This is a genomic window from Lysobacter sp. P5_B9 (assembly GCF_054049835.1).
In genome coordinates this window covers 234,206-257,393 of sequence record NZ_JBFULP010000006.1, presented here as the reverse complement: position 1 = coordinate 257,393, position 23,188 = coordinate 234,206, and the positions used below count along the sequence as shown (strand labels likewise).

At 63.9% G+C, this 23,188-nt stretch carries 18 protein-coding genes, 1 tRNA gene and 1 pseudogene; 16 read left to right on the top strand and 4 right to left on the bottom strand.

Annotation, left to right across the window (positions count from 1 at the left end):
- Positions 1-545 precede the first annotated feature (545 nt).
- From ACXJJ9_RS13800 to ACXJJ9_RS13790, 3 genes and pseudogenes are all read left to right on the top strand, one after another.
- Positions 546-1,503, top strand: a pseudogene (locus ACXJJ9_RS13800) (SOS response-associated peptidase family protein).
- Between the two features lie 249 nt (positions 1,504-1,752).
- A complete protein-coding gene (locus tag ACXJJ9_RS13795; RefSeq protein WP_457097720.1) occupies positions 1,753-6,600 on the top strand; it encodes an RHS repeat domain-containing protein in 4,848 nt (1,615 codons plus the stop codon).
- Positions 6,600-7,202 (top strand): hypothetical protein, encoded by a 603-nt coding sequence (locus ACXJJ9_RS13790; RefSeq protein ID WP_457097719.1) that lies wholly within the window; start codon positions 6,600-6,602, stop codon positions 7,200-7,202. The genes ACXJJ9_RS13795 and ACXJJ9_RS13790 overlap by 1 nt, the downstream gene beginning before the upstream one ends.
- Before the next feature lie 413 nt (positions 7,203-7,615).
- Here ACXJJ9_RS13790 and ACXJJ9_RS13785 read toward each other — a convergent pair.
- Positions 7,616-7,692: transfer RNA gene (locus ACXJJ9_RS13785), tRNA-Pro, on the bottom strand.
- Between the two features lie 175 nt (positions 7,693-7,867).
- Here ACXJJ9_RS13785 and hisS point away from each other — a divergent pair.
- The 13 genes from hisS (at position 7,868) to ACXJJ9_RS13720 (ending at position 21,088) form a co-directional block, all read left to right on the top strand.
- Positions 7,868-9,286 carry a histidine--tRNA ligase gene (hisS, locus tag ACXJJ9_RS13780; protein WP_457097718.1) on the top strand — a complete coding sequence of 473 codons (1,419 nt, stop codon included), beginning with the start codon at positions 7,868-7,870 and terminating at the stop codon, positions 9,284-9,286.
- Positions 9,283-11,169 (top strand): HAL/PAL/TAL family ammonia-lyase, encoded by a 1,887-nt coding sequence (locus tag ACXJJ9_RS13775; protein ID WP_457097717.1) that lies wholly within the window; start codon positions 9,283-9,285, stop codon positions 11,167-11,169. The genes hisS and ACXJJ9_RS13775 overlap by 4 nt, the downstream gene beginning before the upstream one ends.
- Positions 11,170-11,441: 272 nt before the next feature.
- The gene (locus ACXJJ9_RS13770) at positions 11,442-11,747 is read left to right on the top strand and encodes a YerC/YecD family TrpR-related protein (protein ID WP_457097716.1); all 306 of its coding nucleotides are present in this window, start codon (positions 11,442-11,444) and stop codon (positions 11,745-11,747) included.
- Positions 11,748-11,757: 10 nt separating this feature from the next.
- Positions 11,758-12,672 carry an ATP phosphoribosyltransferase gene (hisG, locus tag ACXJJ9_RS13765; RefSeq protein WP_457097715.1) on the top strand — a complete coding sequence of 305 codons (915 nt, stop codon included), beginning with the start codon at positions 11,758-11,760 and terminating at the stop codon, positions 12,670-12,672.
- The gene (gene hisD, locus ACXJJ9_RS13760) at positions 12,669-13,970 is read left to right on the top strand and encodes a histidinol dehydrogenase (protein ID WP_457097714.1); all 1,302 of its coding nucleotides are present in this window, start codon (positions 12,669-12,671) and stop codon (positions 13,968-13,970) included. Before hisG ends, hisD begins: the two co-directional genes overlap by 4 nt.
- Positions 13,967-15,058: a histidinol-phosphate transaminase gene (gene hisC / locus ACXJJ9_RS13755; protein WP_457097713.1), complete on the top strand. Its 1,092-nt coding sequence runs from the start codon at positions 13,967-13,969 to the stop codon at positions 15,056-15,058. Before hisD ends, hisC begins: the two co-directional genes overlap by 4 nt.
- Positions 15,055-16,128 carry a bifunctional histidinol-phosphatase/imidazoleglycerol-phosphate dehydratase HisB gene (gene hisB, locus ACXJJ9_RS13750; protein WP_457097712.1) on the top strand — a complete coding sequence of 358 codons (1,074 nt, stop codon included), beginning with the start codon at positions 15,055-15,057 and terminating at the stop codon, positions 16,126-16,128. Before hisC ends, hisB begins: the two co-directional genes overlap by 4 nt.
- A 14-nt stretch (positions 16,129-16,142) precedes the next feature.
- A complete protein-coding gene (gene hisH, locus ACXJJ9_RS13745) occupies positions 16,143-16,742 on the top strand; it encodes an imidazole glycerol phosphate synthase subunit HisH (RefSeq protein WP_457097711.1) in 600 nt (199 codons plus the stop codon).
- Positions 16,739-17,485, top strand: coding sequence for a 1-(5-phosphoribosyl)-5-[(5-phosphoribosylamino)methylideneamino]imidazole-4-carboxamide isomerase (gene hisA / locus ACXJJ9_RS13740; protein ID WP_457097710.1), 747 nt, complete (start codon positions 16,739-16,741; stop codon positions 17,483-17,485). Before hisH ends, hisA begins: the two co-directional genes overlap by 4 nt.
- Positions 17,479-18,255 carry an imidazole glycerol phosphate synthase subunit HisF gene (gene hisF / locus ACXJJ9_RS13735; RefSeq protein WP_457097709.1) on the top strand — a complete coding sequence of 259 codons (777 nt, stop codon included), beginning with the start codon at positions 17,479-17,481 and terminating at the stop codon, positions 18,253-18,255. Before hisA ends, hisF begins: the two co-directional genes overlap by 7 nt.
- Complete coding sequence (hisIE, locus tag ACXJJ9_RS13730; protein ID WP_457097708.1) at positions 18,245-18,883, top strand: bifunctional phosphoribosyl-AMP cyclohydrolase/phosphoribosyl-ATP diphosphatase HisIE; 639 nt, start codon at positions 18,245-18,247, stop codon at positions 18,881-18,883. The genes hisF and hisIE overlap by 11 nt, the downstream gene beginning before the upstream one ends.
- A 23-nt stretch (positions 18,884-18,906) precedes the next feature.
- The gene (locus ACXJJ9_RS13725) at positions 18,907-20,502 is read left to right on the top strand and encodes a calcineurin-like phosphoesterase C-terminal domain-containing protein (protein ID WP_457097707.1); all 1,596 of its coding nucleotides are present in this window, start codon (positions 18,907-18,909) and stop codon (positions 20,500-20,502) included.
- Between the two features lie 7 nt (positions 20,503-20,509).
- A complete protein-coding gene (locus ACXJJ9_RS13720; protein ID WP_457097706.1) occupies positions 20,510-21,088 on the top strand; it encodes a YdeI/OmpD-associated family protein in 579 nt (192 codons plus the stop codon).
- 19 nt (positions 21,089-21,107) lie between these two features.
- On the opposite strand, the gene mtnC is transcribed toward ACXJJ9_RS13720, so the two are convergent.
- The 3 genes from mtnC to ACXJJ9_RS13705 all read right to left on the bottom strand — a co-directional run bounded on the left by mtnC (position 21,108) and on the right by ACXJJ9_RS13705 (position 23,178).
- Complete coding sequence (gene mtnC / locus ACXJJ9_RS13715) at positions 21,108-21,809, bottom strand: acireductone synthase (protein ID WP_457097705.1); 702 nt, start codon at positions 21,807-21,809, stop codon at positions 21,108-21,110.
- A gap of 108 nt (positions 21,810-21,917) precedes the next feature.
- Positions 21,918-22,475, bottom strand: a complete 558-nt coding sequence (locus ACXJJ9_RS13710) for a 1,2-dihydroxy-3-keto-5-methylthiopentene dioxygenase (protein ID WP_457097704.1) — start codon at positions 22,473-22,475, stop codon at positions 21,918-21,920.
- A 64-nt stretch (positions 22,476-22,539) separates the two neighbouring features.
- On the bottom strand, positions 22,540-23,178 hold the full coding sequence (locus ACXJJ9_RS13705; RefSeq protein WP_457097703.1) for a methylthioribulose 1-phosphate dehydratase: 639 nt from the start codon (positions 23,176-23,178) through the stop codon (positions 22,540-22,542).
- Positions 23,179-23,188 lie beyond the last annotated feature (10 nt).

Here is a 23,188-nt window from a genome sequence, read left to right as displayed (position 1 = left end):
TCGGTGCGGTGATTGAACCTGTGGACACTGGCATCATTTCGATAACCGCAGAGGTCACTCAGGCTGACTGCGACGCGAGGGTCAAGAAGTGCCTCAACAGCCTTGATCTCTTCGCCAGAAAGATCACGGGCGCGCGCTAACAATTCATTCAAGCCGAAGCCGCTTCGCGGCTCGGATAGGCGATTCGGCGCTAGCGGGCAAGGCCCTTCGGACCTGTAGGAACAATCGGCCGATGACGCCAAGCGATCGGCGTCGCCCACGCCGTCAGCCACTGCCGCGCCTGCTGCTCGCTGCCCGCTGTCGCGCCCTGCTTGGGCCGTCCGGGTGCGCGCGCGACCGTGCGCCAGCGCCCGTCAGGTAGTCGCACAGCGCGCCCTAGTGGCTGTGTGAAGCCATCTATCGTCAACTCGTAACCGCCCGTTTGAGCTAGACGCCAGATGAGGGCAGGGTGCGGGCGCATGGCGAGATTGTCTTCCTAGCCGTCGCGCGCGGTGCGACCGTTGAGCGGTAGGATTCTCTGGCCGTGTCCGATCCGGAGTGCCGCCGTGTGCTACTCGGCCCAGCTTGAGCAGGAATACAACACCTACGTCCACCTGTTTGGCGCGAACGTCAGCATCCACGAGTTCGCCAAGCTCTATGGGCAGCGCAGGGATGGTGACAAGGTCCGCATTCCCAAGGCTATGGACGCCGCGTTCTCCACTCCCAAGGGTGAGGAAGAGCGCCAGATCCTGGGAATGATCCAGGAGTTCAACGCGCAGGAAGCGAGCAAGCTGGAACAGGAACTGTTCAAGCAGGCCAAGCGCCTAGCCGATGCGGATCGCACGCTGCAAACAAAGCAGACGAAGAAGGCGCTAGACGACCAGCGGATCGCGACCACGAAGATCGAATGGGCTAAGGGCAAGTTGGCCGATCTAAGACGGTCCCAACTCATTCCCGAGGACTCACGCATATTCCCGGGCTGGTATGCCCCTGTGATGGTCGTGGAGAACGGTCGTCGCGTGGTCAAGCCGATGCGCTACCAGTGCCTTCCTGCGGGCAAGCCAGCTGCATTCGATATCAAGTTCCCGGGGACCTATAACGCGCGCAGGGACAGCCTGGAGGGCTATTGGAAGGGCGTCTTCGGCTACTCCCATGGTCTCGTGCTGATGGACGCCTTCTACGAGAACGTCTGGAAGCATGCCGCCGAGGGGCGCGAGCTACGGCCCGGCGAGAAGGAGGAGAACGCCATCCTTGAGTTCCGGCCAAACACCGGGCCAGCGCATGCTCGTAGCGTGCTTGTGGTCGCGCTGGGAAGGTGAGGGGAGGGAGTTGCTGTCCTTCGCCGCGATCACCGACAACCCGCCAGCAGAGGTGGCTGCCGCAGGGCATGACCGTTGCATCATCCCCATCAAGCCGGAGCATATCGATGCGTGGGTGAGCCCTGACCCCGCAAACCTCAAGGCCCTGTACGCCATCCTCGACGACCGCGAACGGCCGTACTACGAGCACCGGCTGGCTGCATAGAACGGGACCGAAAAAGGCTTGATGTACGCCAAAGTAACCCGGTGAGCAAAAGTAACAATGGAGTGACTGCTTTCGATCACCCACCTAGACAAGACGCCTCGATTTGCCCTTTGAACTGCATGCGCTAGTGACCATTCGTCACCTCCGCTGCTGACTCGTTACTGCTACAACGAATCAGGGCCGCACGATGAATCGTGTGGATAGGCATGGGAATTTCGGCCCCGCAATGGGCTGAAAGGGTAGGGGCTAATGAAGCAGTACGCCGTTCGCGCGGGCATTTCCGTATGCCTGCTGTTTGCCTCTGTGCAGGCTTTGGCTATCGAGCCATTTCAGGAATACCGCAAACGCGTCGAGTCATCGCAGAACATTGCTGCGCTAACTGACGGCCTATTCGGTGACAAGGTCAATCTTTACAACGGCCAGACGACATTTTCCGGCGTAGACATCTATTTGCCGGGCAACAACTCATTGCCCGTGCAACTGCTGCGTCAGTTCAGCGTGCAGATCCTCCCGCAGAATTCGACGGGGTGGGACACAAGCCTAGGGGGCGCAGGCGGGTGGGATGTGGATGTTCCCTACATTTCCGCGATGCTCGGGGCTGTTTCTGGTTGGAGCAACCAGCGATGCTCGTCCAATTGGGTGCCGTCGGTGAACCCTTCGTTTCAGACTACTGAAATCTGGCAGGGCAACTCGATCCATATTCCCGGTGGCGGCGATAGAACAATGCTGGGCGTAGAAGCCCAGACGCCCGTGCAGCAAGATGGTGTGACACACAGGATCACTACCAGCGAGCGAGATTCGTTCGACTGCATTCCCATGCTTGGTGGTCTCGCGGGCGAAGGCTTCCGAATGAAGACGACGTCGGGGGTTCGCTATTACTTCGACGTTGCCGTCCAGCGCTACGGCGGCACCATGACGCGCCCGCTGGATTCAAAGATTGTGGCAAGCACGTCCCGCACAAAAGTCTATTTGCTTGCCAGCAAGATCGAAGACAGATTCGGGAATACGGTCAACTTTCAGTACAACGCAAACGGCAATCCAACGCGAATCTGGTCCAGTGACGGGCGCGAGATCGTCCTCACCTACGTCAATGATCTGCTTAATACCGCTAGCGCTGCGGGAAAAACTTGGTCGTATCAGTACACCACGGTGGAGGGGCAGGCCCGTCTGTCTGCCGTCGTTCAGCCGGATACGAGTCGCTGGCAGTTCACGTACTCAAATTCGCTCCGACCAGTCGACCAATCCTGGGATGGTGACTCTGACCCATATTGTGCGATCCAGCCGCCGGAACTGCCTGCTAACTTCACTTTCACTGTTACGCACCCGAGCAAGGCAGTCGGTACGTTCACGTTTAGCAACACGCGGCACTATCGCTCAGGCGTGCACATTAGTGAGTGCCTCCAGCGGCACGCTCCTCCCGGCGGCGAATTCAGTAGCGACTACTGGATACTAAACACCCCGTATTTCTTCGACGTCATGAGTTTGGGGCAGAAGACAATCAGCGGGCCCGGGCTCACACAGCCCATGACATGGATGTACGATTATGGGATTAGCGACCAGTCGCTCTGGGGTTCCGGCGGGCCTGCGGTTTATCCATGCACGACGTGCGCTACAGAAAAGTCCGTCACGGTGACCAACCCTGACGGCACTAAGACGAAGTATCGCTACGGCTTTCTGTATGCGCTCAATGAGGGCCGCGTTCTGGGCGTGGACACGCTGGATGCCGGAAATGTGGTCCGTCGTTCCGAGATTACGGACTACATGAGCGAGGCCGAGGCGGCGTCTGGCCAGGGTTTTTTCACTCGCTACGGACTGATCTACAACGGCGATGATCCGTCGACGGCGCGTGTTAGGCCCCTCGTTCGCAGGATTGTCCAGCAGGACGGCGCGACGTTTACATCGGAAGTAGCGAAGGGATGTACTACCGCAACCGCATACTGTTTCGATGCGTTTGCTCGTGCAGCTAAGGAACGCAAGTTCAGCTCGCTTGGCTACACTCGCGACGACACCACCGAATATCAAGACGATGCAGTCAAGTGGGTTCTGCACCAAGTCAAGCGAACCACAGTCGCGGGAATCGAAGTCGACAGGACGGACTTTGACGCTGCGACCGTTCTTCCGATTAGGACGTACAAGTACGGCAAGTTGCAGCAAACGCTGACATACAACGCCGACAGTACTGTAGCCACCGTCTCCGACGGCCGCGATGGCGTAGGAGGGGCCGAGACGACGGTCACGTTGTCGACTTGGAAGCGCGGAACGCCACAGTCGATCACGCATCCTGCGACGCCAGAATCACCCACGGGCGCAACTCAGTCGGCGGCGGTCAACGACGATGGCACGATTGCCTCCGTGACCGACGAAACCGGGGCGAGGACCTGCTACGGCTACGATGCCATGGGGCGGTTGGCGAGCATTACGTATCCATCCGAGTCGCAGGTGGGCGTGTGTGATTCTTCAACATGGAACCCGACCTATATAGCCTTTGAGCAGCAGACAACTGCAGCCTACGGATTGCCGGCGGGATACTGGCGTCGATGGGAGCGCACAGGTAACGCGTGGGCCTTCAAGTTCTACGATGCATTTTGGCGGCCGGTCGTGGAGGAGACATACGATTCAGGAAATGTCGCCGCTACACTGAGCCAAACTGTGAAGCGCTATGACGCTTCAGGCCGCTTGGCATTCCAGTCATACCCCTCAAGTACGGTTAGCGATTATGGTCAGACTCTATCTGGGTCTTACACGTCGTATGACGCTCTCGGGCGGGTAGTCCAGGTCAAGCAGGATTCTGAACTAGGTCAGCTGACCACGACGACGGAGTATCGGGCTGGCTTCCAGACCGCGGTGACTAATCCGCGCGGAAGTCAGACCTTGACGATTTATCAGGCGTACGATCAGCCTACCTACGACCAACCGAGTGGGATTAGCGAGTTGGGTGGTGACCGGCACACCGAGATCTATCGCGATGTGTTCGGCAAGGTATATGCCCTGCGTCGCCGTAACGGCGATGGTAGTCAGGCGGTTTGGCGTTGGTACGTGTACGACGCCCAGCAGCAGCTGTGCAAGGTAATTGAGCCTGAAGCTGGCGCCACCGTGATGGCCTACGACGGAGCCGGCAATCTCACCCACTCCTGGGCTGGACTGTCGCTTCCCGACACCGCCAACTGCAACTATGACGCGGCTTGGGCGAGCGGGCGCCTGGTGTGGCGTCAATACAACGCACGCAATCTGGTCGATGCCTTGCGCTTCCCAGACGGTCGAGGGGACCAGAACATTGCCTATACCCCGGATGGGCTGACTTCCCAAATCACCACCTACAACGAACCGAATAACGCCGCCTCGATCGTCAATGCCTATGCCTATAACAAGCGTCGATTGCTGACCGGTGAGACGCTTGACCCATGGGCGCCGGGATCATTCTATTGGCAGGTCGGATACAGCTACGATGCCAATGGTGCACTCCAGGCTCAAAGTTATCCCACTGGCCTGTATGTGGACTATGCCCCTAATGCCTTAGGTCAGCCGACGCGGGCGGGCACGTATGCAACGGGCGTTAGCTACTACCCGAACGGCGCCATCAAGCAGTTCACCTACGGCAACGGCATCGTGCACACGATGACGCAGAATGCGCGGCAGTTGCCAGTGCGAAGCACGGATGGCGGCGGCGTGCTGAATGATGTCTATGCCTACGACAAGAACGGCAACGTCGAAAGCACCATCGATGAGCTGGTCGGGGTTGGGGTTTTCAGTCCGCGTAGTCGTTGGATGAACTACGACGGCCTCGACCGCCTGACGGCTGCGGGCGCGGGCATGTTCGGTGGCACTGACAACTGGCACCACTTCACCTACGACGCGTTGGACAACCTCAAGTCGTGGAAGCTCGCCGGCGTCAAGGACTACGCCAATTACTACTACGACGCCAACAACCGCCTGACCAACATCCAGAACTCGGCGGGCGCGACGATCGTCGGTCTGGGTTACGACGAGCAGGGCAACTTGCGGAACAAGAATGGCCAAGAATACAAGTTCTACTACGATAATCGCCTGCGCGAAGTAGTTGGCAAGGAATATTACAGATATGACGGCCACGGCCGTCGGGTGCTGGCATGGAGGCCAGGCGGCACCATGACGGTGTCCTATTACGGGCAGGCGGGGCAGTTGCTGTATCAGGAAAATTCCACGAGTACGCTCGCAAGCGAACACATCTATCTTGGTGGCAGCCTGATCGCAACGCATGAACGCAATTGGGCGACAAACACTTACGCGACCAAGTACCAACACACCGACGCACTCGGCAGCCCGGTTGCCGTGACCAATGAATCTGGTCAGGTGATCGACCGTACGCAGTACGAGCCGTTTGGTGCGGCGATCGGTAAACCTTCATACGATGGCATTGGCTACACAGGCCATGTAATGGACGGCGCGACCGGCCTGTCGTATATGCAGCAGCGCTATTACGACCCAACCATCGGAAAGTTCCTGAGCGCCGATCCGGTTGCGGTGCGACCCATTGGCGACAACTTCAATCGCTATTGGTATGCCAACAACAATCCATACAAGTTCACCGATCCTGACGGGCGAGAATCTGGCGCTGGCCACGCGACTGGCATATATTCTCCGGCGCCCACCCCAAACCCTCAGGCAATAAGCGATTTTGCCGATGCGATCGACCAATTTGATCATTGGGTTCTAACGCCATTATCTGACGGTATTTCGCATTTTGCCGTTGCGCCGATCGTAGTCGGAATCAAAGGCGCTGCTACTGAATTAAAAGCTGCTCAGCTTGCGAAGAACGTCGTGCAGGGCGCCAAGGCAGAAAAAGCCGTGGCTCAGGAGTTGGGCGAAGCAGTAGCCGGCCAACGCGTCACGCTGGAGGCCAGCACAGGGGAGCGCAGCGTGGCGGACATCGTGACGACGGATAAAGGCGTCGTGGAAGTGAAAAGCGGCGGTGCTCGACTAAGCCCTGGGCAAAAAGCCGTTAAGGCCGACATTGAAGCGGGGCGTGCTGTGACTCCAAGGGGGCAAAACGCCGCGAAAGCGGGTCTCGAACCAGGCAAGCCTACTCAGATGAAGTGCTACGACGTGAAGAAGTGCTGATGAATACGGGTGATAAATGCGATGCAGCGTATAAGCGCGAAGTACTGCTTAAGTGCTACGAGGCACTAGAGGCGGCGGGGTTCACGCGCTATCAGAAAGAGAACGTAGACAGGCCACTCGGGAGCGGCTTCCACTGCTGGGTTGGGCTCAATAGCGGCCTCGATATGGAATATGTCGATATCAATCCATTTGTCGGTATGCATGTCGTTCCGATAATGAAGCTGTATACCGGTCTTGAGGGGCGGAAATACAATCGAAACATTGCCACCTATGCCGTACACATGGGGGTTTTGGCGCCCCATGAACCGGTGTTTCACTTTACGCGGCAAACTGATATTGAGGCAGAAGCGGCCCGATTGGCGCACCTCTATTCGACTGTTGGCTTGCGGTATGCGCAGTCCATAGCGAGCTACGAACAATTGCTTCCTCTCCTTGAAGAGCGGGTGCCGATGCTCGGGGGTTATCCCGAGCGAGTCGCCGCTTGCCTCTATCTGATGGATCGCAAGGAAGATGCAATATCTTTTGTCGAATTGTTTCTAAAAGATCATCGTGATTACTTTGAAGGCTTCGCCGCGCCGTTCTTGAAGATGCTGACTCATTGAGTCCAACCCTCGAAAGGGGGCGCTTCCACAAACACTACAGCTGCCCTTTCGGCCTATCGACACACATCCCGCCGGTACCCGACGAGGATTTCGCCGCGCGGGTTCGCTCATCGCGTCCAAGGTGTGGGCAATCAGCCGTGGCGAGATCGTTCTGCTCCGGGATGCTGGGAGCCGACCGCGACGCCAGCCTAAGCGCGGGGACTACCAGAGTTACCATTGACTGGTGAGCGCTGCAAAGACGTCGCACCGGTATGCAAATTTGCTCGCACCCAATTCCGAGGAAGTCGGGAGAGGGGCGGATGCGCAGGGCGCGAGGGGTGTGGGGACAGGCCCGACTGACCGTTTTTGCTGGCAAGGTGCTGACAAACAAAAAACCGGCACTGGGCCGGTTTCTTGTAAAGCCTTGAATTTATTGGTCGGGGAGACAGGATTTGAACCTGCGACTTCTACGTCCCGAACGTAGCGCTCTACCAGGCTGAGCTACACCCCGACGGCAGAGCCCGGCATTCTAAAGGTGGCCCTCACTTCGGGCAAGAGGTCAGATGCCATGAAGCGGGAAACAGGGCCCTGCGGCCCACCGCCAGTTAAACTGTGACGCCGCGCGTCAGCGCTGGACTTGCCTTGTCGAGCCCCGATTTCCGGGACCACAGATACTGGAGCACCGTTTGATCAAGCCGCGTACCCCGCCCGGGGTCATGGAGCTGCTGCCTCCTGACCAGATCGCCTTCCAGCGCATGCTGGACGTGATCCGCCGCAACTACGAACGTTTCGGCTTCCTGCCGGTGGAAACGCCGGTGATGGAGCTTTCCGATGTCCTGCTGACCAAGACCGGTGGCGAGACCGAGCGGCAGGTGTATTTCGTACAGTCCACGGGCGCGCTGGGCAAGGCGGCGGAAGGCGGGCAGGGCGAAGGCCTGCCTGAACGCGCCATGCCGGAGCTGGCGATGCGCTTCGACCTGACCGTACCGCTGGCGCGCTATGTCGCCGAACACGAGCACGAACTCGCGTTCCCGTTCCGTCGCTACCAGATGCAGCGCGTGTACCGCGGCGAGCGCGCCCAGCGTGGCCGCTTCCGCGAGTTCTACCAGTGCGACATCGACGTGATCGGCAAGGATTCGCTGAGCGTGCGTTTCGATGCCGAGATCCCCGCCGTCATCCATTCGGTGTTCTCCGAACTGGACATCGGCGCGTTCACGATCCAGATGAACAACCGCAAGCTGATGCGCGGTTTCTTTGAGGCGCAAGGCGTCGCCGATGGCGAGCTGCAGGCGCTGGTGCTGCGCGAGGTCGACAAGCTCGACAAGCGCGGCGAGGAGCATGTGCGCGCGACGTTGGCGGGCGAGGGATTCAATCTCCCGGCCGAGGCCGTCGACCGCATCATGGCCTTCGTGAAGGTGCGTTCTGCCTCGCACGCCGACGCGCTGGCGCAGCTGGATGCGCTGGGCGAGGGCAACGACGCGCTGCGCGAAGGCGTCAAGGAACTGCGCGAGGTGCTGGAGCTGGTGCGCGCCATGGGCGTGCCGGAATCGAACTACGCGCTCAATTTCTCCATCGCGCGTGGCCTCGACTACTACACGGGCACGGTGTACGAAACCACGCTCGACGATTATCCGCAGATCGGTTCGATCTGTTCGGGTGGACGTTACGAGAATCTCGCCAGCCACTACACCAAGTCGAAGTTGCCGGGCGTCGGCATTTCGATCGGCCTGACGCGTTTGTTCTGGCAGCTGCGCGAAGCAGGCCTGCTGGGTAGTGCCACCAACAGCACCGTGCAGGTGCTGGTGACCCAGATGGACGCTACGCACCTGCCGCATTGCCTGGCGGTCGCCAACGACCTGCGCCGCGCCGGTTTCAACACCGAGGTGGTAATGGAGCCGGGCAAGCTGGCCAAACAGTTCAAGTACGCCGACCGCGCCGGCATCCGCTTCGTGATCGTGCTGGGCGAGGATGAAATCGCCAACGGCACGGTGACGGTGAAGGACCTGCGCCGCGAAGACCAGTTCACCATCACCCGCCATGAACTTGTGAGCGCCTTGCGCGTGGAACTCGCGCAGGCTGAGGTATTGCAGGGCACGCACGCATGAAACCAATCCGCCTCGATGGACGCTCGCTCACGCGTGCGCAACTGGTTGCGGTCGCGCATGGCGCGGCCGTGGAGCTGGCTGTTGATCAACTGCCCGCCGTACAGCGCGCCGCCGACTTCCTTGCCGAACAGGCCCGCCGCGAAGAACCGATCTACGGCGTGAACACCGGCTTCGGCAGCAATGCCGACAAGTTGCTGGGGGCGCATCGCCTGCGCGACCAGCTGCCGGGGGCGCAGCCGGAAGCGGAGACGCTGCACGAGGAGCTGCAGCGCAACCTGATCGTCACCCATGCCGTGTGCGTGGGCGAGCCATTCGCGCCGGAAGTGGTGCGGGCGATGTTGTGCATCCGCATCAACACCCTGATGCGTGGGCATTCGGGCATCCGCGTGGAGATCCTGCAGGCGCTCACCGCGTTGCTCAATGCCGGCGTGGTGCCGGTGGTGCCGCAGCTGGGTTCGGTAGGCGCCAGTGGCGACCTGGCGCCGCTGTCGCACCTGGCGATCGTGCTTCTCGGCGGTGGCGAAGCATTCCTGCAGGGCGAACGGCTACCCGGTGGCGAAGCGCTGGTGCGCGCCGGACTGCAGCCGGTGAAGCTTTCCTACAAGGAAGGCCTCGCGCTCAACAACGGTACGGCGCAGATGCTCGCGACCGGCGTGCTCGCGCTGGCCCAACTGGAGGCACTGGTCGAAACCGCGGACCTCGCCGCGGCGATGACCATCGACGCCTTCGCCGGCCGCCTCGGTGCGTTTGCCGAAGAAGTGCACGCGCTGCGTCCGCATCCGGGCCAGGTCGAGACCGCTGCCAACCTGCGTCGCCTGCTGGAAGGTTCGACGCTCAGCGATATCGCCTACCACCTGGTGCCACGGTTCCGTCAGTGGCAGCCGGAAAGCTGGGATACGCCAACGGCGCAGCAGCTGCGTTTCGACATCGGCTGGGATTGGGTGCCGTTCTCCCAGCGCCACGGCCGCGAGAAGTTCTACCAGCGCTTCCGTCCGTTCCGCGGCGGCAAGAAACACCAGCCGCAGGACAGCTACTCGCTGCGCTGCATCCCGCAGGTGCATGGCGCGGTGCGCGATGCCCTGGCGCAGGCCGCGCGCGTGCTCGACATCGAGCTCAACGCGCTCACCGACAATCCCATCGTGTTCCCCGACGCCAAGGCTGAGCACGTCGAGCAGCAGGTGATCTCCGCCGGCCATTTCCATGGCATGCCGCTGGCATTGTCGATGAGCTACGTGAAGGCCGCGATTCCGGTGCTGGCGAGTATTTCCGAGCGTCGCCTCAACAAGCTCGTCGACAGCGCCACCAACGATGGCTTGCCCGGCTTCCTGATCGGTAACGAGGACGGCACCGAGTCCGGCTTCATGATCGTGCAATACACGGCCGCGGCGATCGTCAACGATCTTGCCAGTCGCGCGATGCCGGCGTCGGTGTATTCGATTCCGACCAGCGCGAATGCTGAAGACCACGTGTCAATGGGCGCCAACGAGGCGCGCCATGTGCTGGCGATGGCGGACGACCTCGGCAAGGTGCTTGCGCTCGAGCTTTACACGGCCGCGCAGGCGCTGGACCTGCGCCGCGACATGATCAACGCGGCCCGTTCGCTGGCGTCGCGGGCGAATGCCGAGGGACTGGCCGCCAAGATACAGGGCGGTCCTCCCGCCGGTACCAGCGAGCGCATCGATTTCCTGGACGAAGTCGAAGCGCTGCGCGTGGAATTGGCGGATTCCGAACCCTTCCACCCGGGCAGCGCGGTGGCCCGCGCGCATGCGGCGATCCGCGAGCGCATTCCCTTCCTCGCGCGCGATCGCGCACTCGACGGCGAAGTCGCCATCGCGGTGCGGCTGGTCAAGGAAGGCGCGGTGCTGGCCGCGGCACGCGGCTGATCGTACCGTGGTCCTGAGGCGGGGAGACCCGCCTCAGGTCGCCAGCATGGCCGACGTGCGCAAGCAGTGCTGCACGAGCAATCAGCGCTGATCCCGCTGCGAGCGGAGCTTTAGTCCGGCAGGTGGGCGCTGGCCTGCCGACTTGTGGGCCGCGTCCTTCAGCGAATCCATGGCCGAGGCGTGTACTTCGGCCCGACGACCGCGGCCGCCGGAGTTGACCGCTGGCTGCTGCTTGCTTTAATGTATTAGCACGTTAATGCATTAGGCAAGAGATGAAGCGGCGCCCCAACGACAATGAGCAGGCCGAAGATGCGCTCGACGACCTCGCCAGCGCCCTGCAGCGACTGGGGACCGCGGCGAAGGTGCGCGCTTTTCTCGAAGACCTCTGCACCCCGGCCGAGCTGGAAGCCATGAGCGATCGCTGGAAGGTCGTCCCTCTGGTCGCAGAGGGGGTGCCGTATCGCGAGATCCATGACCGTACGCTGGTGAGCGTCACCACGATCGGCCGCGTCGCGCGCACGTTCGAGCGTGGCGCCGGTGGCTATGCGGCGGCGCTCAAGCGTCGCGCTTCGCGCTGAGTCGGCCACGATGAGTCCTGTCACCCCGGCCCCGAGCCGAGACCGCCTGCGCATCGCCATCCAGAAGTCGGGCCGCTTGGCCGAGCCCGCGCGCGCACTGCTTGCGTCGTGCGGCCTGAGCTGGCGCGAGAGCCGCGATCGGCTGTTCTGCTACGGCGAAAGCCTCCCCATCGACCTGCTGCTGGTGCGCGACGACGACATCCCCGGCCTGATCGCCGAAGGCGTATGCGACCTTGGCATCGTTGGCCGCAATGTACTCAGTGAGCAGGATCTCGCCGGGCAGGCCACTGGCGCAGGCGCACGCTTCCGCGAATGGCAGCCGCTGGGCTTCGGCGGTTGCCGCCTCGCCATCGCCGTGCCGGAGTCCTGGAGCTGGCGCGATGCTTCGCAGCTGGCGGGCAAGCGCATCGCCACCAGTTATCCGCAACTGCTGACGAAGTGGCTGGCCGCCCAGGGCATCGAGGCGCAGGTGGTGCTTCTGTCGGGGTCGGTGGAAATCGCCCCGCGCCTCGGCCAGGCCGATGCCATCTGCGACCTGGTTTCCAGCGGTGCGACGCTCGCGGCGAACCAGCTCAAGCCCGTGCTCACCCTGTTGGAAAGCGAGGCCGTGCTCGCAGGGCCCGCGGTCGAATTCGACGACGTGCGCGCCGAACTCATGGGGCTGCTTTTGCGCCGCCTCGATGGCGCCTTGCGTCTTCGCCGCAGCAAGCTCCTGATGTTCCAGGCGCCCCGCGAACTCCTGCCCACGCTGCTGCCGCTCCTGCCCGACGCCGAGGCGCCGACCGTGATGCAGATCGATGGCGAGGAGCGTCTCGCGTTGCAGGCACTCTGCCATGGTGCGCTTACCTGGCAACGGCTGGAAGAACTCAAGCGCGCCGGCGCCCGTGGCCTGATGGTGCTGCCGGTGGAGGGGTTGCTCGCATGAGGCGCGTCGATTGGAATCGCCTGGCGGGCGTCGAACGCTCTTCGTTGCTGCGGCGCCCGTCGCAGCAGATGGCGCCGGAAACCAGCGCTGTCGTTGCCAGCATCCTGGACGCCGTCCGCGCCGGTGGTGACGCGGCACTGCGTGAATATACGGCCCGGTTCGATGGCGTCGAACTGGAGGACTTCGCGGTTTCAGCGGCGGAGTTCGCGGATGCCGAAACCGCTCTTTCGCCGGCGTTGCGCTCGGCCATCGAGGAAGCCGCGGCGCGGATCCGCCGCTTCCAYGTGGCTGGAATGACCAGCGAATTCACGGTCGATACCGCTGCCGGGGTCCGTTGCAGCCGCATCCTGCGCCCGATTCCGCGCGTGGGGCTTTACGTTCCCGCCGGGTCCGCGCCACTGCCATCGACCGCGCTGATGCTGGGCATCCCGGCGTCGCTTGCCGGTTGCGACGATGCCGTGTTGTGCACACCGCCACGCGCCGATGGCACGGCCGATCCCGCGGTGCTGTTTGCCGCGCGGTGCTGCGGCATTCGTCGCGTCTTCAAGCTCGGCGGCGCACAGGCGATCGCGGCGATGGCCGTCGGGACGGCATCGGTTCCGCGTTGCGACAAACTCTTTGGCCCCGGCAATGGTTTCGTAACCGAAGCCAAGCGCCAGGTTGCGATGATGGAAGGTGGCGCTGCGATCGACATGCCCGCCGGGCCGTCCGAGGTGCTGGTGATCGCCGATGCCGGCGCCAATCCGTCCTTCGTCGCGGCCGACCTGCTTTCGCAGGCCGAACACGGGCCGGACTCGCAGGTAATGCTGATCAGCGACGACGACGCGCTGCTCGCTGCAGCCATGGCGCAGGTGCAATGGCAGGTCGCTACCTTGCCGCGCGCCGGCGTCGCCAGCGCCGCACTCGAGTCTTCTTTGGCGATCCGCGCGGATTCGCTGGAGCAGGCGTTCGAGATCAGCAACGCATACGCGCCCGAGCATCTCATCCTCGCCTTGCGCGACGCACGGGAGTGGCTGCCGCGCGTGCGCAGCGCCGGGTCCGTCTTCCTCGGAGACTGGGCGCCGGAAGCGCTGGGTGACTACTGCAGTGGAACGAATCACGTGCTGCCGACCAGCGGCGCTGCGCGCTGGTGCAGCGGGCTGAGCGTGGCGAGCTTCCAGACCGCGATCACCGTGCAGGAAGTGGCGCGCCACGGCCTGGCCGGGATCGGACCCTGCGCAATCGAGCTCGCTTCCGCCGAAGGGCTGGATGCGCACCGCCTCGCCGTGCAGCTGCGCCTGGAGGCGTTGGCGGCATGAGCGTGCTCGACCTTGTGCGCAGCGACCTGCGCGACTTCTCCGGTTACCGTTCCGCGCGCAGCGACAAGTTCGACGGCAGCGTCTGGCTGAATGCGAACGAGTCGCCATGGGCGAATTCCGCCGACGCGGCGTCGCGCCTGCGACGCTACCCCGATCCGCAGCCGCAGCCGCTGCGCGAGGCGCTGGCCGGCCTGTACGGATGCCTGCCGGAACAGCTGCTGGCCGGGCGCGGCAGCGACGAGGGCATCGACCTGTTGTTGCGCGCGTTGTGCCGTCCCGGCGGCGATGCCGTGGTCATCACCACGCCGACCTTCGGCATGTACGCGGTCTGTGCGCGACTGCATGGCACCCGCGTCGTGGACGTGCCGCTGAGCGAAGGCGCAGACGGCTATTCCTGCGAGTTCCGTGCGGTGGGCGATGCCGCCGAGCAGCAGTCGGCGAAGATCGTTTTCCTGTGTTCGCCGGGCAACCCGGGTGGAAACCTGCTGCCGCTGGAGGAGATCGCATTGCTGGCGGCGCGCCTGCACAACCGCGCCGTCGTGGTCGTCGACGAGGCCTACATCGAGTTCGCGGACGCGCCCTCCGCAACCACTCTCGTGCAAGCGCTTCCAAACATCGTCGTGCTGCGCACACTGTCGAAGGCGCACGCGCTCGCGGCGGTCCGGCTTGGCACCGTGATCGCCGATGCCGACCTGATCGCCATCCTGCAGCGATGCCAAGCGCCGTATCCATTGCCTGTGCCGTGCGTCGAGGCAGCCCTGGCGGCTTTGACGCCTGGCGCACGCACTCGCACCGATGCACGCATTCGCGACGTCGTCGCCGGCCGCCTGCGCCTGCGGGAGGAATTGGCCGCCTTGCCCGTGGTGCGGCGCGTGCTTCCGTCGCGCGCCAACTTCCTCCAGGTCCGCTGCTTTGAAGCGCAGTCCACGTTCGAGACGCTGCTGGAAGCGGGCGTCGTCGTGCGCGACCTGCGGGCCATGCCGGGGCTGTCCGACGCCTTGCGCATCAGCATCGGCACCCCGGAGCAGAACGACCTCGTGCTGCGCACGATGGCGTCGCTGTCTGCGCCGGCAGGAGCCGCAGCATGAGCGCCATCCTCTTCGTCGATCGCGATGGCACCCTGATCGAGGAACCCGCCGATTTCCAGATCGACCGCTTCGACAAGCTGCGCTTCGTCCCGGGCGTCCTTCCCGCCTTGTTGCGCCTGCGCGATGCGGGCTACGAATTCGTGATGGTCACCAACCAGGATGGCCTGGGCACCGAGGCCTTCCCGCAGACGGACTTCGATGGGCCACACGACCTGATGATGCACGTCTTCGCCAGCCAGGGAATCGTCTTCCGCGAGGTGCTGATCGATACCAGCTTCTCTGCCGACAACGCCCCCACCCGCAAGCCGGGCCTTGGACTGGTGCAGGGCTACCTGCGCGATCGCAGCATCGACTGGTCGCGTTCCGCGATGGTCGGTGACCGCGAAACCGATATCCTCTTCGCGCGCAACCTTGGCGTGCGCGCTTTCCAGCTCCGGACCCCGCAGTTCGGCGGCGAATGGGATTGGCCGGGAATCGCGCGTGCGCTGACATCCGCGCCACGCGTTGCGGAAGTCTGCCGCGATACCAGGGAAACGCGGGTCAAAGTCCGCGTCGATCTCGACGAGTCCGCCGAACCCACGGCGTCGACCGGGCTCGGGTTCTTCGACCACATGCTCGAACAGTTGGGCAAGCACGGCGGATTCGCCCTGGCGCTGCGCTGCGAAGGTGACCTGCACATCGACGAACACCACACCGTCGAGGATTGCGGACTCGCGTTGGGACAGGCGTTCAGGCAGGCACTGGGCGACAAGCGCGGCATCACGCGTTACGGCTTCACGCTGCCGATGGACGAGGCCCTGGCCAGTGCCGCCCTCGACTTCTCAGGTCGACCGTGTTTCGTCTTCGAGGGCGGCTTCAAGCGCGAAAGGGTGGGTGAAATGCCCACGGAGCTGGTGCCGCACTTCTTCCGTTCGCTGTGCGAGACCGCAGGGCTGAACCTGCACCTTAAGGTCGATGGCGACAACGACCACCACAAGATCGAAGCCTGCTTCAAGGTTGTGGCGCGCGCGCTGCGGCAAGCGGTGCGTCGCGAGGGTACGGCCGTGCCCAGCACCAAGGGCGTGCTGTGAGGGAAATGACGTAGATGGAAGTGGTGCTGATCGACTCGGGCGGAGCGAACATCGGTTCCGTCCGGTATGCGCTGGAGCGGCTCGGTGCCGATGCGCGGCTGAGCGCCGATGCGGAGACGATCGCGAAGGCCGATCGCGTGATCCTGCCGGGCGTCGGCGCGGCGGGTGCCGGCATGGGACGACTTCGCGAACTGGGCCTGGTGGATGTCGTGCGCGGACTTTCGCAGCCGCTGTTGGGCATATGCCTGGGTATGCAGCTGCTGTTCGATGCTTCCGAAGAAGACGGCGTGCAATGCCTGGGGCTGATCCCGGGGTGCGTCCGCAGGCTGGCGGGAGGCGCAGGCATCCGGGTACCGCACATTGGCTGGAATGCGCTGCGCCAGCGACGCGAAGACCCGTTGCTTGCCGGAATGATGCCGGACGACCGGGCCTATTTCGTCCACAGCTACGCCGCACCAGTGAGCGACGACACCTTGGCGACGACGATACATGGCGAGGAGTTTTCTGCGGTCGTGCGTCGCGGTCACTGCTGTGGCGCGCAGTTCCACCCCGAACGCTCCGCGGCAGTGGGTGCGCGGCTGCTGGAAAACTTCCTGTCGGAGCGGTTCGCATGAGCGGTTTCTTGCTGCTCCCGGCCATCGACGTGCGCGCGGGCCATGTCGTGCGGCTTCGCCAGGGCGACTACGCACGCGAAACGTGTTACGCGGATGATCCGCTGGCGCTAGCGCAGCGCTACGCGGACGCCGGGGCGAGCTGGCTGCATCTCGTCGATCTGGACGCGGCGCGCGAGGGTGGCTACACGCTTGCGCCCTTGCTGGCCCAGATCAGGGCATCGACATCGCTGCGGGTGCAAACCGGCGGTGGCATCCGCGACGAAAGCGACGTTGCGAGATTGCTTGAGGCAGGCGCGGATCGCGTCGTTATCGGTTCGCTGGCCGTGCGCGAGCCGGCGACGGTCCAACGCTGGCTCGCGAGCTTCGGTGCGGAACGCATTACCGTGGCGTTCGACGTGCGCAAGGTCGGGGACCGGTGGCGACTTCCAACCGAGGGCTGGACCCGCCAGAGCGGCGTTATGCTGGACGAGTTGCTCGCAGGCTATGCAGCCACAGGCCTGCGACACGCGTTGTGCACCGACATCGACCGGGACGGCATGCTGGCTGGCCCGAATCTCGAGCTGTACCGCAGCATCCTCGCCCTGGTGCCGACGCTGCAGCTGCAGGCGTCCGGCGGTGTTCGTGGCGTCCAGGACGTCGTCGATGCGCGCGCGGCGGGCTGCAGCAGCGCCGTGCTGGGCAAGGCCCTGATTGAAGGTCGTTTCGAGCTGCGCGACGCGCTGCGCGAGGTGCGTCCATGCTGAGCCGCCGCATCATTCCCTGCCTCGATGTGCGCGATGGGCGAGTTGTGAAAGGCGTTCGTTTCCGCGACCACGTCGACATGGGCGACATCCTCGACCTCGCGCTGCGCTATCGCGACGATGGCGCGGACGAGCTCGTGTTCTATGACATCGCTGCCAGCCCGCATGGACGGCGCGCCGACGCCGGCTGGGTGGAGCGCGTCGCCCGTGTCATCGACATTCCCTTCTGCGTTGCCGGAGGCATCCGCGACGTCGCGGATGCACGCGTGCTGCTGCATGCTGGCGCGGACAAGGTTTCCATCAACACGCCCGCGCTCGAGCGGCCGGAACTGATTGGCGAGCTCGCCGGGGCCTTCGGCGTGCAATGCGTCGTCGTCGGCATCGACAGCCTGCGCGACGGCGACGGCGAATGGCGCGTACGCCGGAACACCGGCGATCCATCGCGCGCGGAGGCCCTGGCCATACGGACACTGGATTGGGTCGTCGAAGCCCAGCAGCGCGGTGCCGGCGAAATCGTGCTCAATTGCATGGGCAGCGACGGCGTCCGCGGCGGCTACGACCTGCCGCAACTGCGCGCCGCGCGCGATCTCTGCCAGGTGCCGTTGATCGCATCGGGTGGTGCCGGCACGGCCGGCCATTTCGCGGAGGCCTTTCGCGATGCGGACGTAGACGGGGCATTGGCCGCATCTGTATTCCACTCCGGCAGCATCCGCATTCCGGAACTCAAGCAATCCCTGCGCGGGCAGGGGATCGAGGTGCGTGATGCGGGCTGAACAACTCGACGCGCTGGCTTGGGAGAAGCAGGATGGCCTGCTCCCGGCAGTCGTGCAGGACGCGCGCACGCTGCGCGTCCTGATGCTGGGCTACGTGGATCGCGCTGCGCTGGAAACGACGCTGGCCAGCGGGCAGGTCACGCTCTACAGCCGCAGCCGGCAGCGCCTGTGGACCAAGGGCGAAACGTCGGGCCACTTCCTCGATCTTGTTTCCCTCGAAGCCGATTGCGACAACGATGCGTTGCTGGTGCTTGCCCACCCGCGGGGCCCGACCTGTCACCTGCAACGTACGAGCTGCTTCCCGTCCGCGCCCGGTGACTTCCTTCGCGACCTGGAAGACCTCATCAGCCAACGCGAGCGTGAACGGCCGCCGCAGAGCTATACCACGCGACTGTTCGAGGCCGGGATGCGCCCGATCGCGCAGAAAGTAGGCGAGGAGGGAGTGGAAACCGCACTCGCCGCCGTGGCGCAAGGCGATGCGGAACTCGCGGGCGAGGCCGCCGACCTCCTGTATCACCTGCTGGTACTCCTGCGCGCACGCGGCATGGCGATGGAGGACGTGGTCGCCGTCCTTCGTGCCCGCCACCAGGAAATGGCCAGCTTGCGCGTGCCCGGACAGCTCGGATAATCGCTGCGACCTGCGGAGGTTGCATGCGAACCATCCTGTTCCTGTTTCTTTCGATCCTCGCCGCACAGGCCGTGGCGCAGCCAACCGTCTGTGGTTCCGGCGTCGTCTTCGTGGACACCAATGGAAATGGGCGGCGCGACGACGGCGAGAAGGGGCTCGGAGGCATCAAGGTTTCCGACGGCGCGAAGATCGTGGTAACTGCCAACGACGGAACCTATTCGTTGCCCGTGGTCGACGGACGCACGGTGTTCGTCATCAAGCCGGCCGGTTACCGTTTTTCGTCCCGCGCCGACGGCATGCCGGACTTCTGGCGCCACCTGCGCACGCACGCAGGTCCATCGCTCAAGTACGGCGGCATTCCCCCGCAACCGGCGGCATGCCATGACTTCGCCCTCGTGCCCCAGGCGCGCCGCAAGGACGAGGCCCTGGACGTGCTGGTCTTTTCCGATCCGCAGACCAAGTCGCTGGCCGACGTGGGTTACTACGAGAAGGACGTGATCGCTTCCGTGCTCGGCGGGCAGGCGCATGCGTCGGCCGATGTCGGCATCAGCCTGGGCGACATCACCCACGACGATCTCGCCCTGTATCCGGCGCTCAATCGCGCCACCGCGAAGCTGGGCGTGCCGTGGCTGCACGTGGCGGGAAACCATGACCTCGACTTCGATGCGCCACGCGACGAAGACTCGCTGCTGACATTCCGCAATACCTACGGGCCGGATACGTTCGCGTGGGAGGAGCCACAGGCGGTGTTCATCGGGCTCGACGACGTCGTCTATCGACCGAAGCCGGCGGGCAACTACATCGGCGGGCTGCGCGAGGAGCAGTTCGCGTTCCTCGCCAGTTACCTGGCCACGGTTCCCAGGGACAGGCTGGTGGTGATCGGGGTGCACATCCCGTTCTTCGACGCGGTCGCGGGCAAGGAGACGTTTCGCCATGCGGATCGCGAGCGCCTGTTCGCGCTGCTCAAGGACTTTCCGCACGTGCTGCTGCTCAGCGGCCACAGCCACGCCCAGCGCCATGTCTTCCATGGCGAGTCCACCGGTTGGCACGGGTCGACGCCGCTGCACGAGTACAACGTCGGTGCCGCCTGCGGTGCGTTCTGGTCGGGGGTGAAGGATGCGCAGGGCATTCCCGACACCACCATGGCCGATGGCACGCCAAACGGGTTTGCGACGCTGCGGATCGCGGCGGACCGCTCCTACCAGCTGGCCTGGCATCCGGCGCGGAACGTGGATGCGCAGATCGCGTTGCACACCCCGAAGGTGCTGCGCCACGGCGCCTGGCCAGGAACCGGTGTCTACGCGAACGTCTTCATGGGCCGCGACGACACGCGGGTGGAATTCCGCATCGACGACGGCGAATGGAAGCCGATGCAGCGCGTCGAGCAGCCGGATCCGCGCGTTGTCGAGGAAAACATGCGCGACGACGATGCCCCGCAGCTGCGTGGATATGATCGCCTTCCGGAAGCGTCTGCCTCCATGCATCTCTGGCGTGCCGCACTGCCCACGCATCTGGAAATCGGCGTGCATCGTGTCCGGGTTCGCGCCTTCGGTGTTTCCCCGGGGCATGAAACCGACGAAGCCGAGGCGTCATACCGGCTGGTCGATGGAGTGGAATGAGATGGCCGTGAAGCAGGCAGCGGAATTGCCCATCAAACTGTTCCCGACATCGGCGGCATGGGAGAAGTGGCTGGCAGCCCACGGCGACGCGCCCGGCATCTGGGTGCAGATCGCGAAGAAGGACAGCGGCGAAACCAGTGTCAGCCAGAACGACGCGATCGAAGGCGCGCTATGCCACGGCTGGATCGACGGCCAGAAACGCGCCCTGGACCCGAAGTTCTTCATGCTCCGTTTCACCCCGCGCCGGCCGCGCAGCGTCTGGTCGAAGATCAATATCGCCAAGGCCGAGCAGCTGATCGCATCCGGACGCATGCAAGCGGCGGGATTGCGCGAAGTCGAGGCCGCCAGGGCCGATGGCCGCTGGGATGCGGCCTATGAAGGCTCCAGTCGCATGGAGGTGCCGCAGGAACTGGCCGACGCACTGGCAACGAACGCCAAGGCTCGCCGCTTCTTCGAGCAACTGGACCGCACCAACCGCTATTCGTTCTGCTGGCGCGTACAGACCGCGAAGAAGCCGAGGACGCGCGTGGCGAGGGCGGAGAAATTCGTCGCGATGATGGAGCGCGGGGAAAAGATCCACGCCTGACGAAGCGACAGCGCCGAAGTCAGGGAGACAGCGCCACGTCGGCGAAGGATTCCACGCGGGCATGGCCATGCGTGGCGTCGCCCGTACGCGGCTGCGGGTAGTCCTGGCGACGATCGATCAGCACGGTGGCGAAACCGGCTTCGCGGGCCGCGTCGAGTTCCTCCACGACATCGGACAGGAACAGGATGTCCGTCGAGGGGACGCCGATCGACTCGGCGATGTGGCGGTAGCTGGCGGCTTCGCGCTTGCCGCCAACTTCGGTATCGAACCAGCCAGAGAACAGCGGCGTCAGGTCGCCCGCGTCGCTGTGGCCAAAGAACAGGCGCTGCGCAGGCACGCTGCCGGACGAGTATACGTACAACGGCAGGCCGGCTTCCTTCCACGCGTTCAATGCCGGTGCGGCATCGGGATAGATATGCGCGGTGAAGTCGGCACCGCGGTAGCCATCGGCCCAGACCATGCCCTGCAACGCCTTCAGTGCAGTGTGCTTGCGGTCCTCGTCGATCCAGCCCTGCAGCACCTCGACGATCATGCGGTCGTCGCACATGCCGCCGTTCTCGGTGGCCACCATGTCGAGCCAGCGGCGCACGCCGGGCTCCTTCCCGCGTGCGGCGACGAACGCCGGCAATGCGCGGCGCGCGTAGGGAAACAGCACGTCCTTGACGAAGGAAATGCTGCTGGTGGTGCCTTCGATGTCGGTGAGGATGGCGCGGATGGGCATGGGTTGTTGCTCTTTGCTCTTGCTCGTCATCCCGGCGTAGCCGGGATCCAGTTTGCGGCTGCTGTCGCCGTGGAAGTCAAAATGGCTGCAGCGTTCGCCGGGACGACGTTACCCGGCGGCGCCCCGCTCGTAGCGCGGAAATCGCTGCGCAATATCCGTCCCGGTGAAGTGCCCGACCCAGCCATCCGGCTCGGTGAAGAAGCGGATCGCGACGAAGCTCGGTTCCGGCCCCATGTCGAACCAATGCAGGGCGCTGTCGGGCACGGAGATCAGGTCGCCCTGTTCGCACCTGATCTCGTAGACCTTGTCGCCCACGTGCAGCGTGAACAGGCCCGAGCCGGCGACGAAGAAACGTACCTCGTCTTCCTTGTGGAAATGCTCGTCGAGGAATTTCGCGCGCATCGCGTCCTTCTGCGGGTTGTCCGGCGCGATGCTCACCACGTCCACGGTCTTGAACCCGCGCTCGGCGATGAGGCGGTCGATGTCGCTGCGATAGGCGTCGAGGATGACGTCCGGGGCGTCGCCCGGCGCGATGGGCGCGCCGGCCGTCCATTGTTCGAACCCGACATCGATCCGGGCCAGTTCACGCGCCATCTCGGCCTGGTCGCTGGTGCTCAGCTGCGGGTCGCGGGGATTGTCTTCGGCAAAAATTCGCAGGCGGCTCATGGTGCGGGTTCCGTGGCGGTATCGAGCGGCTGTGGATGGGGCGCCCAGGCGCTGGCAAGGTGCCTCAGGAGCGCAGGCGGCGCAGGTCCAGTACGCAGCCCAGCAGGAATTCGAAGGCTTCCAGGTGCCGGCGCGCCTCGTCCATGTCGCGGCCCCAGGCATACAGGCCATGGCCATCGATCAGATAGCCCCATAGCGGTTGACGGTCGAGGAGGGCATCGACCTGGGCGGCCAGCGTGTGCATGTCCTGGGTGTTGGCGAACACCGGAACGTCGATTTCCACGTCGTGCGTGGTGTTGCCGGTGAAGGCCTTGAGCAGTTCGTAGCCCGCCAGGTGGACGTGACCCGCGCCCGCGTACAGGCGCGAGGCGACGGTCTGGTTGTGGGAGTGCGTGTGCAGCACGCAGCCGATGTCCGGGAATCGCTTGTACAACTGCGTGTGCAGCAGGGTTTCGGCCGAGGACTTCTGGTCGGTGGCCACAGGTTGGCCATCGAGGTCTACGACCATGATGTCGGCTTCGGTCAGCTTGCCCTTGTCGCGGCCGGAGACGGTGATCGCCACGTGCTGCTCGTCCATCCGCCGCGAGAAATTGCTGCTGGTGGCCGGGGTCCAGCCGCGTGCGGACAGTTCGCGCACGTTGACGATGATCTCGGCGGCGCAACGTGCCAGGCGGTCGGGGTCGTAGGGCAGGGGGGAAGTCATGTGCAAAGTG